At 47.6% G+C, this 14,796-nt stretch carries 13 protein-coding genes; 4 read left to right on the top strand and 9 right to left on the bottom strand.

Features of this window, described 5'->3' with window-relative positions:
• Window positions 1–5 precede the first annotated feature (5 nt).
• On the top strand, window positions 6–905 hold the full coding sequence (locus tag FVR03_RS00210; RefSeq protein ID WP_147919737.1) for an Rpn family recombination-promoting nuclease/putative transposase: 900 nt from the start codon (window positions 6–8) through the stop codon (window positions 903–905).
• Between the two features lie 250 nt (window positions 906–1,155).
• Here the strand turns inward: FVR03_RS00210 and FVR03_RS00205 are convergent, their stop codons facing one another.
• The 5 genes from FVR03_RS00205 to FVR03_RS24175 form a co-directional block, all read right to left on the bottom strand.
• Complete coding sequence (locus FVR03_RS00205; protein WP_147919736.1) at window positions 1,156–1,944, bottom strand: LytR/AlgR family response regulator transcription factor; 789 nt, start codon at window positions 1,942–1,944, stop codon at window positions 1,156–1,158.
• Window positions 1,944–3,065, bottom strand: a complete 1,122-nt coding sequence (locus FVR03_RS00200; protein ID WP_147919735.1) for a sensor histidine kinase — start codon at window positions 3,063–3,065, stop codon at window positions 1,944–1,946. Before FVR03_RS00200 ends, FVR03_RS00205 begins: the two co-directional genes overlap by 1 nt.
• A gap of 284 nt (window positions 3,066–3,349) precedes the next feature.
• On the bottom strand, window positions 3,350–4,033 hold the full coding sequence (locus FVR03_RS00195) for a DUF2306 domain-containing protein (RefSeq protein ID WP_147919734.1): 684 nt from the start codon (window positions 4,031–4,033) through the stop codon (window positions 3,350–3,352).
• A 459-nt stretch (window positions 4,034–4,492) separates the two neighbouring features.
• Window positions 4,493–5,155, bottom strand: a complete 663-nt coding sequence (locus FVR03_RS00190) for a tetratricopeptide repeat protein (RefSeq protein ID WP_147919733.1) — start codon at window positions 5,153–5,155, stop codon at window positions 4,493–4,495.
• Between the two features lie 102 nt (window positions 5,156–5,257).
• Complete coding sequence (locus tag FVR03_RS24175; RefSeq protein ID WP_187269977.1) at window positions 5,258–5,401, bottom strand: hypothetical protein; 144 nt, start codon at window positions 5,399–5,401, stop codon at window positions 5,258–5,260.
• 463 nt (window positions 5,402–5,864) lie between these two features.
• Here FVR03_RS24175 and FVR03_RS00185 point away from each other — a divergent pair, with 463 nt between their 5' ends.
• Window positions 5,865–6,371, top strand: coding sequence for a DUF4168 domain-containing protein (locus FVR03_RS00185; RefSeq protein WP_147919732.1), 507 nt, complete (start codon window positions 5,865–5,867; stop codon window positions 6,369–6,371).
• A gap of 86 nt (window positions 6,372–6,457) precedes the next feature.
• On the opposite strand, the gene FVR03_RS00180 is transcribed toward FVR03_RS00185, so the two are convergent.
• The 3 genes from FVR03_RS00180 to asnS all read right to left on the bottom strand — a co-directional run bounded on the left by FVR03_RS00180 (window position 6,458) and on the right by asnS (window position 10,467).
• Complete coding sequence (locus FVR03_RS00180) at window positions 6,458–7,984, bottom strand: hypothetical protein (RefSeq protein WP_147919731.1); 1,527 nt, start codon at window positions 7,982–7,984, stop codon at window positions 6,458–6,460.
• Between the two features lie 431 nt (window positions 7,985–8,415).
• Entirely contained in the window at window positions 8,416–8,835 is a 420-nt protein-coding gene (locus FVR03_RS00175) for a hypothetical protein (protein WP_147919730.1), read from the bottom strand.
• 192 nt (window positions 8,836–9,027) lie between these two features.
• Window positions 9,028–10,467, bottom strand: a complete 1,440-nt coding sequence (gene asnS / locus FVR03_RS00170) for an asparagine--tRNA ligase (protein ID WP_147919729.1) — start codon at window positions 10,465–10,467, stop codon at window positions 9,028–9,030.
• A 260-nt stretch (window positions 10,468–10,727) separates the two neighbouring features.
• On the opposite strand from asnS, the gene rpoN reads away from it, so the two are divergent.
• Window positions 10,728–12,179 carry an RNA polymerase factor sigma-54 gene (gene rpoN / locus FVR03_RS00165; RefSeq protein ID WP_147919728.1) on the top strand — a complete coding sequence of 484 codons (1,452 nt, stop codon included), beginning with the start codon at window positions 10,728–10,730 and terminating at the stop codon, window positions 12,177–12,179.
• A 223-nt stretch (window positions 12,180–12,402) separates the two neighbouring features.
• Complete coding sequence (locus FVR03_RS00160; RefSeq protein WP_147919727.1) at window positions 12,403–13,023, top strand: hypothetical protein; 621 nt, start codon at window positions 12,403–12,405, stop codon at window positions 13,021–13,023.
• Window positions 13,024–13,193: 170 nt separating this feature from the next.
• On the opposite strand, the gene FVR03_RS00155 is transcribed toward FVR03_RS00160, so the two are convergent.
• The gene (locus FVR03_RS00155; protein WP_147919726.1) at window positions 13,194–14,573 is read right to left on the bottom strand and encodes a T9SS type A sorting domain-containing protein; all 1,380 of its coding nucleotides are present in this window, start codon (window positions 14,571–14,573) and stop codon (window positions 13,194–13,196) included.
• Window positions 14,574–14,796: the final 223 nt, after the last annotated feature.

Below are 14,796 nucleotides of genomic sequence, written 5' to 3'. Positions count from 1 at the left end.
TTTATATGGAAATCAGCGAACGCTATATAAATCCTTTTACAGATTTCGGTTTTAAAAAATTGTTCGGCACTGAGTTCAACAAAGAACTGCTGACAGACTTTCTGAACCAGGTGCTACAGGGCAAGGAGCAGATACAGCACCTGACGTACCTGAACACCGAGCAACTAGGCAAAACAGAGGCAGACCGAAAAGCCGTGTATGACTTGTACTGCGAAAATGAACGGGGCGAGAAATTTATTATTGAGCTTCAGAACGTGAGCCAGCAGTATTTTAAGGACAGGAGCATTTACTACGCCACTTTTCCCATTCAAAGTCAGGCGAGCAAAGGCAGCAACTGGAACTACGAACTTAAAGCGGTTTATACTGTTGGCATCCTTAACTTTACTTTTCCGGATGAGGGCAAACAGGAACGTTTTTTGCGGGAAATTCTTTTGATGGATAGGCAGACAAACGAAGTGTTTTATGACAAACTTACGTTTATATACTTGGAGATGCCTAACTTCAGAAAAAAAGAAGAGGAGCTGGAAACACAATTCGATAAGTGGATGTACGTGTTAAGGCACCTGCCGCGGTTACAGGAACGACCTGCCAGGTTGCAGGAAAAGGTTTTTAAGCGTTTGTTTGAACAGGCAGAAATAGCAAAATTAAATCCGGAAGATATGAATGCATACGAGCAAAGTCTAAAGATTTACAGAGACAACCAAAACACCATGGAATACGCTAAAAAAATGGCAAGAGAAAAGGGGCTTGAAGAAGGTAGACAGGAAGGTAGACAGGAAGGTAGACAGGAAGGAAAACATGAAGCGCGCATAGCAATTGCCAAAATTCTGAAGCAAAATGGTGTTCTGGTTGAGGTGATAGAAAAATCTACAGGGCTAACAAAAGAGGAAATAGAAAAGCTGTAGACATGCCCGGAAGTTCCGTCGGATAATCTATGCCTGTTTCAGTGGAAGCATCTAAATTATTCGAATGAAAATAGCCTCCAGAAGGTTTTGCATCAGAATTTTGTCAAGGGTCTACCCAACATGTTTTTCTTCCATATATTTAGGCATATTACAAATTATTAATTGTTGAGTCGATATCAGATTATTTAAATGAAACAGGCCTCCGAAAGCATTTTCATTTAAAATGTGCCAAGGGTCTTCTTTACAAAAGTTACCTGTCCAACCAGGCTTTAAATGCCTGCACCTTTTCGCGGCTCACCACTACCTCTTCTTTTGGGGCCTGCCGTAACTCCAGTTTCAGGCGGCTGTTCGACCAGGCCACTATGTCTTTCACGGCTTTTGTACAAATAAGGTAGCCACGGTTTACCCGGAAAAAATGCTTTGGGTCTACCAACTGCTCTACCTGCTCCATGCTGTAATCGATAACATAGCGTTTGCCGCTGCTGCACTGCAGAAAAGTAGCCTTCTCGTAGCTGTAAAAATAATCGACTTCCTCCATCTGGATCATGTGCAGGTGCTCGCCTACTTTAACAATAAAGCGACTTTTATAGGTCTTGCTGCCGTTGAGAAATTGCAGCGCCTGTTCCAGTGCCCCCAGCTGCTGTACTGCCGATGCCGTGTTGGCAGAAGCTGATGTTTGGTTGGTATGCAGCTTCTGGTACTTCTCCAGCGCTGCCTGCAATTCCGCTTCGTCTATGGGTTTTAGCAGGTAATCGATGCTGTTTACTTTAAAGGCTTTAATGGCGTAGGCATCGTAGGCAGTCGTGAAAATAACAGGCACCTCCACCGGCACCTGGTCAAATATCTCGAAGCTCAGGCCATCGGCCAATTGTATATCCATAAAAATGAGATCGAGCTGCGGCCTTAGCTGCAGCGTTTCAACGGCTTTGCGCACAGAGGGTGCCGTGGCAACTACAGTTATGGCAGCATTGAGTTGCTGCAGCATACTGGCGAGGCGGATGGCTGCCAGTTTTTCGTCTTCTACAATAAATACGCGCATTATTTTCTGAGTTCAAGCATCGGAAGTTTCACAATAAAAGCCTGATCTGTTTTTTGCACCTGCACCGGCTTGCTGGTAAGGTAACTGTAGCGGGCTATAATGTTTGCCAGTCCGGTGCCGGTAGATTCTTCGCGCACGCGGCGCTCCTGCAGGTTGTTTTGCATCACCAGGTTATCGTTAGAGACGAACAGGTGCACCAGTAGTGGCTCCTCCTCCAGGGCCATGTTGTGTTTAATCGCATTTTCAAGGAGCAGTTGTAGGGCCAGCGGCACGACCATAGGATTGAGGTGAGGGGGCAGGTTGTTCTGTATCTGCAGCGCCTCCCCGTGCCTGATCTTCTGCAGGTAGATGTACGACTCCAGAAAAGCCAATTCCTCCTGCAGCGGCACCACCTCTTTCTGGCGGCTGTCGAGCACGTAGCGGTACACTTCCGATAATTTCCGGATAAACTTTACGGCCTGCTTCTGGTCTGTCTCCACAAGGCTGGTGAGTACGTTGAGGCTGTTAAATAAAAAATGCGGGTTTACCTGCGCCTTCAGCGATTCGTACTGCGAGGCAATATTCTCTTTCTCAAGCCGCTCGGCATCAATGGCGGTTTGTCGCCAGCTTTGCAGAAAGTGCCAGCTATGGAAGCTCAACGAGATCAGGAAGGTGGCCACAATAGGAGGTAGCAAGGTGCCGCTCCAGTTCCGCGCCAGTAGCTCCTGCGGCGTAAAACCTCTATAAGTCAGAAAAGCAACCGTAACAAACACCACAATAACTACTGTGAGTAATACAGTGGCTACTATGCTGATAAAGAGCCGCTTGGTGGGGTTGTGCAGCCATGGGTAATGTTTGGCCAGCATCGGTACAAGCAGGCTGCTGTTGCCTTTCCAGATAAGAATAAAGATGGTATATGAAAACAGGAAATGGTAAATGGCATCGTGCAGCGGTTTGCCTAAAACCGAAGGACCAATGAGAAAGGCTCCTATAGCCGAGAGCACCCAGCCCAGCAGTTCCCTTGCCCAGGCTTTTTTTCTGCCTCCGGCCGCTCTTTTTTCTTGTATGGCAGCTGCTTCTGACGATGTAGTTGTACGCACGGGTAGGGGTGGTGCACTGGTAGCTCCTTTTGTATTGAACATACTGTTAAGTTAAGAGAAACGAATCATTATTGCTGCTAATCTGGCAAAAGCTTCTTGTTGCCCGGTTCTCTTTTGTGGAGCTAATGTGCAGGGCCGGAAGCAGAAACTAGAAGCCTCCTGTTGGGGTAAGGAGTATCTGACTCAGCCATGAATTATTCCAATCATAATAGCCTTCCAACAGATTTTAAGCGCTTTTTAGTCAAGGGTGTTGAGTTAGTTGATCTTTTTCCATCACTCATTCGCAATTCTCCCAAACAGCCATTAAGCCCTTTAACAATGAACTATTACCCGAAATATTCTAATTCCTTTGTCGTTTCGCCAGCCTTTGGCTTTCGTTTGTATTTTTTGATAAAGTAGCTGATAACCAACGACCCGATAACGGTTGGTCCCAGCCATGCCACCAGTTGCGGCAGCACCGCGTTGTTTACGACTAAAAATGCAGTATAAGCGGCTATGTTGCCAGCTACCATGCGGGTAATGTGGTCGTAGAGCCAGAATTTTTTGTCGGTGGGAGCCTGGGTGTATTTTCGGACATCTTTTGCCACCAGCCCCAGCGCAATGCTACCGAAAACAACCGAAACTACTCCGCCGTTATTGCCCAGGCTTTTCAGGCCCATGCCTACAAAATAAAGTGCAAAGGCAGCCATAACCATGGCAATAGCCCAATCCAGCAGCTTTGGTTTCTGCCCCGTTGCCAGTCCTTTCAGGTGCAGCACCCGGTAGCCGGAGCTAACGAGGTAGGCGCTAAATACACCTATAATGAGCAGGAACGGGCTGTGGTGGTTTGGCAGCGAAGCCATAGTAACAGCTGTAAAGGCAACCACCAGCATGGCATAGAAAAACACTTTTCCGGTGAGGCGGTGCCACTTACCACCTTTGCGGTTTAGCATAGAAGCAGGGCCAGTTAGCAGGCTTACAGCTCCGGCTGCAATATGAAGTGCAAGAAGGGATTTGAAGAAGATTTCCATAGTCGTTTAACTTTAACCCAAAGGTGCAAAAGCGCTGCTGATTCCGAAATTAAAGGTTGCTGAACTGTAGAAAGAGCCGGATGAACTGCCATTTTTGCCGCTACTTACTCCCGCCTTATACCTGTTTGTGCTGCTGGTGCTCAATTATTCTAATGAACTCAGCCTTCCGAAGGTTTTTCGTGCTCGGTACATCAAGGGTACTCGTCTGGCCATTTGCCGGCTACGTCTACTCCCGGTTTCGCACCTGTAGGTAACCCGCTACTTTCGGGTATAAGAAACAAGGCTGCTGTTTATCAGGAAATGGCTTCTGTTGTTTTAGCCTGTAAACTGATATTATAAAGTCTTTTCGGGGAGGTGTCGTGACTTGTGCGGCGCAGCTGGTATTCAATTTCAGATTAACTTCAGGTAAATAGTCTTTTAGTCCAAAGAATTTTTACCTGAAGTTAATACTGTGCCATACTACTTGCATTGCTCCAGCAGGTCGAGGGTTTGTTTCAGGCCCCAGCCCGGAGCTATGGCAGTGGCAGGTTTCGATTGCTGCTCAAACTTAGCTTTGGCCTGCTCCAGCACTGGCCTGGCGGCATCGGCACCGCCGCCAAACATTTTAGGCGTATAAAACAAGTTGGCTCCGAGCAGGTAATAAGCCCTTGGGTTGTTCGGGTTTAGTTTTTTTGCATTCTCAAGTGCTTCGCTCGCCAGGCTGCTATACTTCATGCCGCGCATCATGGGCGAAACCTGGATGCGGGTCTGGTGTAGCCACCCCTGCAGCGCAAACAATTCCGACTCCTTTGGCGCCAGCTTCAGGGCCTTGTCCAGGTGCTGCTGGCCTTTGTCGAGGTACTTGTCTTTTTTGCTGCCCTCTTTCTCTTTAGTGCCCAACAAAATGTAATTCATAGAAGCATAATATAACGGGAGCCACTCTTTCTGCTCAGTGTTGGCAATGCGCTCAAAAGCATTGGCTACCTGCTGTGTTTCTTCGAGGGTATTAGCTGCCTGCATGGCCTGCAGATTTTTAGCGATGGCGGCTTCGTGGTTTCCGTTTTGGGCCTGTGTGCCGGGTGTAGTCAAAAAAGTAAAAGCTGCGACAAGAGCAGTGGCAAGAACAAGGAGTTGCTTTTTCATGAATTCTAAATGCTATAGTTTCTCTTCCTGATTAAAGTAAATAGTTTGCTCCGACTCTTTTTGAAGAAGTAGGAGGTGCATTCCCGGAAAATCTGGTGCAGGCTAATGCAAAATGGTTTTGCCTCCGAAGTTACCAAAGATGCTTACAAACAATATGTGTTTAGCTAGTAAGGCAACGGTAGCTTGTGCTAACAGGCCAGGTATAGTAGCAGGAGGTGGAGCATGAGCGTGCTTATTTTTTCCCATAGTAGTTGTGTCTTTGTTTCTTCAAAGGTGCCATAGTGGCGAGGTTTTTAAAAATAAAAGTTGCCGAACTGCAGCATATCGCAGACGAACTGTAGGTTTTGGCCGCAGATCAGGCAAGCGTTGGTAAAGGCAGGTGCCTACCCGGAAGTTAACTGCCAGAAGTGGAAAACGGGCAAAGCTTAAACAGACCTTCTTCGTAATTTTTCATGTTTTTAGAATGATATGGTAATATGGGGGCTATGGTGGTCAAAATAGCAAAAGCCGTTTTTATTTAAACAAATTCAGAAAAGGTAATATAGTTGATTGAATATTTGTTCTATTGGTAAAGTTCAATTTTTATAATAAAATTGTTTAGACGCTATAAACTATTTTATCCAATTATTAGTATAGATAGATTGATATTTCTGCCCACTATGTCAGGATATATTCAATTTTTGTTTTATCATCAACAGGATCGAATTTTATGAAATTACAAAATAAATTTAAAGGGATGATTATAGCTGCACTTACGTTAGGGCTGGTTAGCTTTTCGGATGCAGCCTTTGCACAGCAAACTACAGCACCACAGGCAAGCCAGCAGCAGACTACCCCCATCTTTACTGAAGTAGAACTGCAGCAGTTTATAGATGCCAGCGAACGCATAATGGTCCTGCAGCAGGAAAACGAAAAAGCCATGCTCAACATTCTGGAAGAAGAGAAACTGGATGTAAATAAGTTTAACGAGCTGGCCATTGCTTACCAGGAAGAACGCATAGATGAGGCAGAAGCAACACAAGCCGAGAAAGAAGCTTTTACAAAGGTGGCCGAGCGTATTATTGAACTGCAGCCAACCGTACAGGCAGAGGTGCAGCGAGCTATTGAGCAAGACGGCATGACCATGGAAAAATACGAGAAAGTTATGATGGCTTACCAGGAAGATCCTTCGGTGCAGGCTAAAATTCAAAGCATGTTAGCTGTAGTAGAAGAGTAACCTTTTTTACAAGCCAATTAAATAAAACAGCGCGGCCTCCCTAAACTTAGGGAGGCCGCGCTGTTTTATTGAGGTTCAAACTAAAGCTATTTTTTTGCGAATTCTACAATTTTAAATGTTTTGGAGCGCCTGTCGTAGTAGCCGTAATGCAATTTGTTGCCGTAGCGGTAAACCGTTCTGAGTTCAGGCTCTGGCTTTAGCTCCTGCTCATATTTCTCCAGCTTATCTTCGAGCAGTACCATTCCCTCTTTCGATTCTACTTTGTTAAGCGTGTTGCTATCGAGCACTGCCCTGAAGTAGGTGCTGGTGCCGGGGCCGGTTGGCATGCTGCCGTTGCGGCCGTAAGGGTCGTAAAAATAATTGTTATAAAACGGCGAGTTCAGGTAATAGCTCGGTATGTTATAAGCCGGTGTCCAGCGGCCTGGCAGCATCATGAGCCCGCGCGATGTCTGAATATAGCGGTCAGGAGTGCGCACCATGCGGTTCAAGTCCTGGTTGCGGTTGCCGCCCGATGGCATCTGGTAAGAGCCAATGGTAAGCTGTAAAGTACTGTCTGCATCTGTTGCCACTGTAATGGCTGGTATACCGTTTGCCAGGTTCTTCATCACCTTAGAGGTTTTTTCTATTACCGTGTTATCGGCAGAGAAAAGTCCTTTGGCACCCTTCTGATAGACCGGTGTGGCCTTAATGGCTATCTCTTCTTCAGAAGTGTAGTTATACTCCTTCAGAGGCGCTAAGGTGTTAAAGTCGTAAGCCGTTAGGTTTAGTTTGTCCTTCTCCATTACAACCCTGAAAATTTTGCCCTGGTGCAGAAAAGAGTTAAAAGCCAGGCTGCCTTTCTGCTCAAGAACAGGTAAGGTGCGGTAATTCGATTTGCCTTCGTTCCAGTTCAGCGTCAGGATTTCGGTAGTTGTTTTAGAACCCTGGCCTCTAATCATATACCCATCAAAGATCATGTAAATGTGCTCGTCATCGGTATAGATCTTGCTGCGGTGGTGGCCCGAATACACAGAGTTGTCCATGTCGGGGTGCACAAATATCAGCTGCTTCTCCCTGTCCAGCCGATCTCTGGATTTAGGCATCACATCTTCGAATGTTTTCTTTTCGAGTTTGCTGATATAGTCGCTGCTGCGGTGCACCACCAGGTTGTTTTTGGTGTCGGAGTAGAGCATGTACAGGTGGTTAACATCGGCAAAGCCACCCAAAAATGTTTCGTTCCGGCCTTTTACCACCTCCAGGTCCTGAATGCTGCGGAACCCACCATTCTCTCGGTGAATAGCGAAGGGGCGCACATACTCTTTGCGGCCGTTCATATAGCGGCTGTAGAATATAAATTCATCCTCTGTTACCCGTGTGCCGAAAACATGTGGCTGCTGGCTGTAGCGGTACGGAATTTCGTGTGTAGCCAGTACCTCGCCGGTAGGAGAGAGTAGGTTAAAATATAAAGTATTGCTCTGGAAAAAGTAAATGCAAACGTTTCCTCTGTCATCTGCCAGCGTTACGAGGTCTTCGGCGCGGCGCAGCGGCAAATCAAGGTTTGCAAACTCTTTCTGGGCACTTGCCAACGTGGCAAAAGTGACCATCAGGAGCATGGTTAAAAGAAATTTGCGCATAAGATTTATGTAAAGTAAATGTAGAGGTATAACGAGCAAAATTCCAGCCAAAGTATAAGCCTTTTTTAAGAATATAAAGACAAAAACCTGCTTTTAATTAAATAAGAATGAGGACTTTATATTAGATTATTTTAATTCTTGATTTTTACTCAAGCCACTGCCTGTAAAATGGCTTCGAACCAAACTTAGCTGACCAAAATACTGCTACTGTTTATAGTTTTCCGCAGAAGAAGTTTAGGTGTTGGCTCTTAAGCTTTATATAATGGTTCTGCCGTTCGCCTGCAACAGAACTGCTTCGTGTTAAGTTAGAGGTTCTCACTTAAAATTTATATTTCCCCTAAATTAACTAGTTAACCATGCAGTCATGTAACAATTAGCTAGCAATTATTCAAATAAAAAAGCCCTTCAGAAGGTTTTTAATCTGTTTTTATTCAAGGGGTAAGGGAGGTGGTTGCCCATTTAAAAGCAGCTACAGGATCTGAAAAGTTTTTTACTTCGAATTTAGTAACACCCAAAGCCTCGGCTCTGGTTACCACAGATTCCAGGGCGATCATGTGAAACATATTATCGGGGAGTACGCGGGCCAGGCGCTTGAGCTGCGTCTGAGACAAAAGCTCGTAAAATGTGCTCGACATCCAGGCTTTGGTTTCGGCAGACAAGGAAGTTAAAACTTTAGCATTGGCTACTGCCAACTCTACTCCTGTATCGCGAAGCACCTCGTAGAGCTTAACTCCTCCTTCCTGTAGTTCTGTGCCAGTTACTGGTCTCAGCCACATAGCCTGCAGCAGATTACGGGCTGTGTCAACTTCTATTTTGTAGAAGTCCGATTCGTAGAAGGTTGTAAAGGGCATATGCTCTGCTATTTTAGATGATCACTAGCTTATAAGCCTGTCTGAAAATATAGTGGTGCCATACATACCGAAATGGCACGTGTCGGTTTATTAGTTGTAAGCGAGGCAAGTTATATCCTTCCTGCTTAGTTAAGATTTTGGGCCTAAGGTATAAAAAAAAGCCTGATAAATACATCAGGCTTTTTTGCAAGTTTAAAACTCAGCATTCTTCGGCGTTCTCGGGAAAGGAATTACATCGCGGATGTTGCCCATACCCGTTACGAACTGCACCAATCGCTCAAAACCTAAGCCGAAACCGGCATGCGGGCAGCCACCATAGCGGCGGGTATCGAGGTACCACCACATTTCCTCGGTTGGTATGCCGATCTCGTCCATGCGCTGGGTCAGCAGCTCCAGGCGCTCCTCACGCTGCGAGCCTCCTACAATCTCGCCAATGCCAGGGGCCAGAATGTCCATGGCGGCTACGGTTTTACCGTCGTCGTTGAGGCGCATGTAGAACGATTTTATGTCTTTGGGGTAATCGGTTACAATTACCGGTTTCTTAAAGTGCTTCTCTACCAGGTAGCGCTCGTGCTCACTCTGCAGGTCTACGCCCCAGGCCACCTCGTACTGGAATTTCTTCTTCTTGTAAGCCGGTGAGTTTACCAGAATATCGATGGCATCGGTGTACGTAATGCGCTCAAACTGGTTGCTCACTACAAACTCCAGCTTTTCTAGCAAAGTCATTTCCTGGCGCTCCTGCTGCGGCTTGGCTTTGTCTTCTTCCTGCAGGCGTTGCGCCAGGAACTCCAGGTCTTCGCGGTTCTGCTCCATGGCATACCGGATTACGTACCGAATGAAGTCCTCGGCCAGGTCGGCGTTCATTTTAAGGTCATAGAAAGCCATCTCAGGTTCGATCATCCAGAACTCAGCCAGGTGGCGGGCGGTATTGGAGTTTTCGGCCCGGAAGGTGGGGCCAAAGGTGTAAATATCGCTGAAAGCCATGGCCGCCAGCTCTCCCTCCAGCTGCCCCGAAACTGTCAGGTTGGTGGCACGCCCGAAAAAGTCTTCTTCAAAATCTATTTTACCCTCATCGGTGCGGGGCAGGTTGTCGAGGTCCAGGGTAGTTACCCGGAACATTTCTCCGGCTCCCTCTGCATCGGAGGCAGTTACGATAGGCGTGTGCATATACACAAAGCCGCGCTCGTTAAAGAACTTGTGCACCGCAAAAGCCAGCGTGTTGCGCACCCTGAACACAGCGCCAAACGTGTTGGTGCGGAAGCGCAGGTGGGCAATTTCGCGCAGGAACTCGAGCGAGTGCGCCTTTTTCTGCAGCGGGTAGGTTTCGGGGTCTGCTTTGCCGAGCACCTCTATGGTTTTGGCAATAACTTCGTAGGCCTGGCCTTTGCCCTGCGAGGCTACCAGTTCGCCTGTTATGGCCACACTGGCACCTGTAGTCACGTCTTTCAGGGTCTCCTCCGGGAACTTCTCGGCATCGGCCACTACCTGCAGGTTCTGAATAGTGGAGCCATCGGTAACGGCGATAAAGTTTACATATTTGTTGCCGCGCTTGGTGCGGACCCAGCCTTTCAGCAGCACATCGTTGCCGACCTCGGCACCTGTTAGCAGTTCTTTTATTTTTGTGCGTTGCATCTGTATAATAAATAGCGTATGTCGATCTTTTTGTAAGGTAACTTATACAGCACCTTTTCAGGTAATGGCATGCGTTGCTGCGGCTTACAGGCAGCAGCACCAGCTAAACAAAGCATATTTTGCCTTTAAACCTTTCCTGGAGGCCTGGTAGTTAGCTATAATCCCTCAAAGTAACGATATTTTAACCTTTTTTGTAAATGAGAGTAAAATTATCCTAAATTTGAAGGAGTGTACCATACATCCAGATTAGTTTATACCTTATGCAGCGACTCGATTTAAGACAACTTTTATCTCAGAAGTTATCGCCGCAGCAGATACAATTTATCAAGCTGCTGCAGATACCTACTGTTGAGTTGGAAGCGCGCATAAAAGAGGAAATGGAGATAAACCCTGCCCTGGAAGAAGGCCGCGAGGAAGGCGATACGGATAATTTTGACGATACTTCTGGCGACGATTACGAGGGAGACGACGACTATGGCAACGACGACGTTGATATAAAAGATTATATTAACGAAGATGAAATAAGCGGTTACAAAATGCAGGGCGACCGTGGCGGCGACGACGAAGATGACCGCGAAATGCCAATTGCCGTTACCACCAGCCTCACCGATAACCTGCTTGACCAGCTGGGCTTCCTGAACCTCGACGACAAACAGTATGCCATTGGCATGCAACTGATCGGCAGCATAGACAGTGATGGCTACATACGGCGCGAGCTGAGCTCCATTGCCAACGACCTGGCCTTTTCGCAGAACATAGAAACAAGCGAAGAAGAAATAGAGCTGGTGCTGCAGATGATCCAGACCTTCGACCCGGCCGGTATTGCCGCCCGCGACCTGCCGGAATGCCTGTTGCTGCAGCTTATGCGGCGCGAGCAGGATAGCACGACCAGGCTGGCCGAGCGCATTATTTCCGATGCCTTCGATGAGTTTACCAAAAAGCACTACCACAAAATACAGGCAAGGTTTGGCGTGTCAGATGCGGCTTTAAAAGAGGCAGTAGACCTTATTATAAAGCTGAACCCCAAACCAGGTGGCGCCGGTGCCGGCATGACCCGGGTGCAGTACATTATACCAGACTTTATACTTACCAACGAGAACGGGCAGTTGCAGCTCTCGCTCAACTCGCGCAATGCGCCTGACCTGCGCATTAGCCGCTCCTACGCCGATATGTTCGATGCTTATGAGAAATCGGATAAGAAGGACAAGAAGCTGAAAGAGACAGTAACCTTTGTGAAGCAGAAGCTCGATGCCGCCAAATGGTTTATAGATGCCATCCGGCAGCGGCAGAACACGCTGCTCCGCACCATGGAGTCGATTATAAAATACCAGCACGAGTTCTTTGTAGAGGGAGATGAAAGCCTGCTGCGCCCCATGATCCTGAAAGACATTGCCGAAGACATCGGCATGGACATTAGTACCGTGAGCCGCGTAGCCAACAGCAAAGCCGTGCAGACCGAGTTTGGTATTTATCCGCTGAAGTATTTCTTCTCGGAAGGCATTGCCACCGACTCCGGCGAAGATGCCAGTAGCCGCGAAGTAAAGCACATCCTGAAAGAGATCATCGACAAGGAAAGCAAGCGCAAGCCACTATCCGACGAGAAGATCGAGAAAATGCTCAACGACAAAGGCTACAACATTGCCCGGCGTACCGTGGCCAAATACCGCGAGCAACTCAATATTCCGGTGGCCCGCCTGCGCAAAGAGCTGTAGGTGCTAAAGTAGGTTCAGCAGCCGAAACAATACGCTCAGAAATCAGGAGCAACCAAATTATGCTAATGAAAAGACCCTTCAGAAGGCCTGAGCCTTGTTTTGTGCCAAGGGTAATTTAAATGTTTACAAGCGCCTGTTATTGCTGTTCTTAAAGTTGCCACCTGCTGCTGCTCTTCGTATAGGTTTTCATGTACCCACACTAAATTTTTAATATCGTAGATTTGTGAGCCGTTCTCTTGCCAGGTTATTGTCGGTGGTTTTTCACCCGCTGCTGTTGCCTACTTACCTTTTCGCTTTCCTGTTTTATTATTTGCCGGCACCTCTGGTGTCGTTGCCGTTGCGTGGCCGCTGGGTGGTTTTAAGCCTTATCTTTTTTACAACTTTCATCATTCCGGGGTTAGGAGCCTACACTATGGTGCGTGCCGGGCACGTAGATTCTCTGGAGATGGACCGGCGGGAGCAACGCAGCCTGCCACTGCTGTTTACGGGCGTTTGCTATGTGGTAACGGCCTACCTGCTGCACCGCGAGAACATCTTCGACCGGCTCTTTTTCGTGATCATGGTTATTCTGGCCACCTCGGTGTTTCTGGCGTTTGTGATTTCGCTTTTCTGGAAAATAAGTGCGCACAGCATAGGGGTAGGAGGCGCTCTGGGTTTGCTGCTGGTGCTGAGCCGGCTGTCGCCAGATTCGGATATGGTGCCGCCCCTGGCCCTTACTATTTTTATTGCAGGTGCGGTGCTGTCGGCCAGGCTCTCGTTGCATGTGCACACGCCGGCACAGGTGTATGCCGGTTTCGGGAGCGGCCTGCTGCTGGCCCTGACTGCAGCTGCCTTAGCGCTCTAAAGTTAGGAACCTTTTAACATAAAAAGCTCCGGCCAAACTGGTCGGAGCTTTTGCGTTAAAAGCAAGGTAACGCGTAGCTAACCATGCCTGCAGGCTTGTAAACGTCGGAATTATTTAAATAAAATTGCCCTTCCAAAAGAATTTGGGGCATTTTTAGTCAAGGGCTACTTTTACTGTTTCACAATTTTTCGGGTGATGGCAGCATTGTTAGCACCTGCCACACGCACCATGTATATACCGCTTGGCAGCTGGCCCAAATCTACCAGCGCTTCGCCGCGTACACTGGCCAGCTCGTACACCTTCTGCCCCGTAAGGTTATGAATGCTCAGGCTGGCATCCTTCACCTTGGTCGGGTCAAGTGCAATTTTCAGGTTGCCTTGGGTCGGGTTCGGGTAGAGTTGTAAAGCGGCAGCCAATACCTCGTTTTCGGCAGAGGTTGTGTTCAGGGTTATGAAATCGCTGTAAACAAAGCGGCTCAGATTTACATACTCTTCAGTTTCTTCATCATAGTTTTTCGCGATCAGTTGCGTAATGTGGCCATCGTTGTCGCGGGTAATCTCGGTTGTGAGGTGTGTAAAAATAGCCCAGCTTGTACCCATGTTCACTTCCGTTTTTATCTCCGAAATATTCTGAGGGCCCAGGTAAGTTTCGCCGGAGGTAAAGGTGGTGAGCGTAAGTCTTAAAACAGGAAACCAGTCCTGACCTAGCTGCATTGCTTGCGTAATAACCGTGGTAGCGGTTTGCTTGGTGGCATCTGCTGAGAAAGTAATGGTAGATTTCGACGACATCCACTCTTCTTCTTCGTCGTCGTAATACTCTTCCACGGCGCTCACCATCTGGCCATTTTCGTAAACTATCTGCGATGTACGCGATGTTTCTACCCAGGCACCGTTTTGCCATTCGGAGGTCGTGCTGCCAACTGGCATGGTGCCAGACCCGCTGAAGGTGTAAACTATTTTGCTATCGTTTACCCACGCTCCGTTTTCGTATTCTTCGGTTAAAGATTGCTCTATGCGATTACCAGCGCCGGTAGTGTAGGTGTGCCTGCTGCCGCCTTGCAGTTGCCAGGTATTGGCTACCCATTGGTCTGTAACCATGAGTTTCAGCATATTATTTATAGCATCATATTCGGTGCGCTCGCGGGTGTGGTTTACCCAGGCGGTGCCAGTACGTACCTGGTTAATACGTTGTAGCTCCTGCCCCTGCCCATCGTAGGTAATGTCGATGCTGCGTTTGGTCAGCTCATTTTCTGGCAGAGCTCTCTCTGTAACAGTTTCCCAGAAACCTTGCGTGTTGTAGGTGTAGGTATAGTGCACAGTCGGTACCCACTCTTCCTCATCAGCGTCCCAGAAAGACTGTGTTTCCTGCTGGGCCACCCGCATGCTGGCTAATCTCTTGTTGGCCAGCTGTTCGGCTTTATGCGCCATGGCAGCCTGTACAAATTTAGCCTGCAGTTTTTCTGTGGAAGGGGCCATAGTTGGCTGTGCTGCACAGAGAGTGGCAGAAAGTGCCAGAAAGGCACCCGAAAAAGTAATTAGAATTCTTTTCATAGAGATAAATGGTTCAGAAAAAAGGTTAGGAATTGTAATGATGATGAAGATCCGTTGATAGGTTGCACCAGAACGTTGTGGAGAAGAAATGGTAAAGAAGGAGGTTTAACTACAGCTTTCTCAAGAAAAAAGCTAGCTTATGGCATAGCACCGGAAAAGAGGAGGGTGCATCTTTCAGGCCAGTAAAATAGCGTAAAGGGGAGTCAGAAAATAAGGTAAGCAA

The organism is Pontibacter qinzhouensis (assembly GCF_008017455.1).
GTDB lineage: Bacteria > Bacteroidota > Bacteroidia > Cytophagales > Hymenobacteraceae > Pontibacter > Pontibacter qinzhouensis.
Note: the sequence above shows the minus strand (reverse complement) of the source record. Positions and strands in the feature narration are given on the sequence as shown.

Excerpts from the sequence above, each read along its gene's own strand:
- FVR03_RS00185 (WP_147919732.1), top strand. The coding sequence starts at position 5,865 with ATGAAATTACAAAATAAATTTAAAGGGATGATTATAGCTGCACTTACG.
- FVR03_RS00205 (WP_147919736.1), bottom strand. The coding sequence starts at position 1,944 with ATGCGCGTATTTATTGTAGAAGACGAAAAACTGGCAGCCATCCGCCTC.
- FVR03_RS24175 (WP_187269977.1), bottom strand. The coding sequence starts at position 5,401 with ATGGGAAAAAATAAGCACGCTCATGCTCCACCTCCTGCTACTATACCT.
- asnS (WP_147919729.1), bottom strand. The coding sequence starts at position 10,467 with ATGCAACGCACAAAAATAAAAGAACTGCTAACAGGTGCCGAGGTCGGC.
- FVR03_RS00210 (WP_147919737.1), top strand. The coding sequence starts at position 6 with ATGGAAATCAGCGAACGCTATATAAATCCTTTTACAGATTTCGGTTTT.
- FVR03_RS00200 (WP_147919735.1), bottom strand. The coding sequence starts at position 3,065 with ATGTTCAATACAAAAGGAGCTACCAGTGCACCACCCCTACCCGTGCGT.
- FVR03_RS00155 (WP_147919726.1), bottom strand. The coding sequence starts at position 14,573 with ATGAAAAGAATTCTAATTACTTTTTCGGGTGCCTTTCTGGCACTTTCT.
- rpoN (WP_147919728.1), top strand. The coding sequence starts at position 10,728 with ATGCAGCGACTCGATTTAAGACAACTTTTATCTCAGAAGTTATCGCCG.
- FVR03_RS00175 (WP_147919730.1), bottom strand. The coding sequence starts at position 8,835 with ATGCCCTTTACAACCTTCTACGAATCGGACTTCTACAAAATAGAAGTT.
- FVR03_RS00195 (WP_147919734.1), bottom strand. The coding sequence starts at position 4,033 with ATGGAAATCTTCTTCAAATCCCTTCTTGCACTTCATATTGCAGCCGGA.
- FVR03_RS00190 (WP_147919733.1), bottom strand. The coding sequence starts at position 5,155 with ATGAAAAAGCAACTCCTTGTTCTTGCCACTGCTCTTGTCGCAGCTTTT.
- FVR03_RS00180 (WP_147919731.1), bottom strand. The coding sequence starts at position 7,984 with ATGCGCAAATTTCTTTTAACCATGCTCCTGATGGTCACTTTTGCCACG.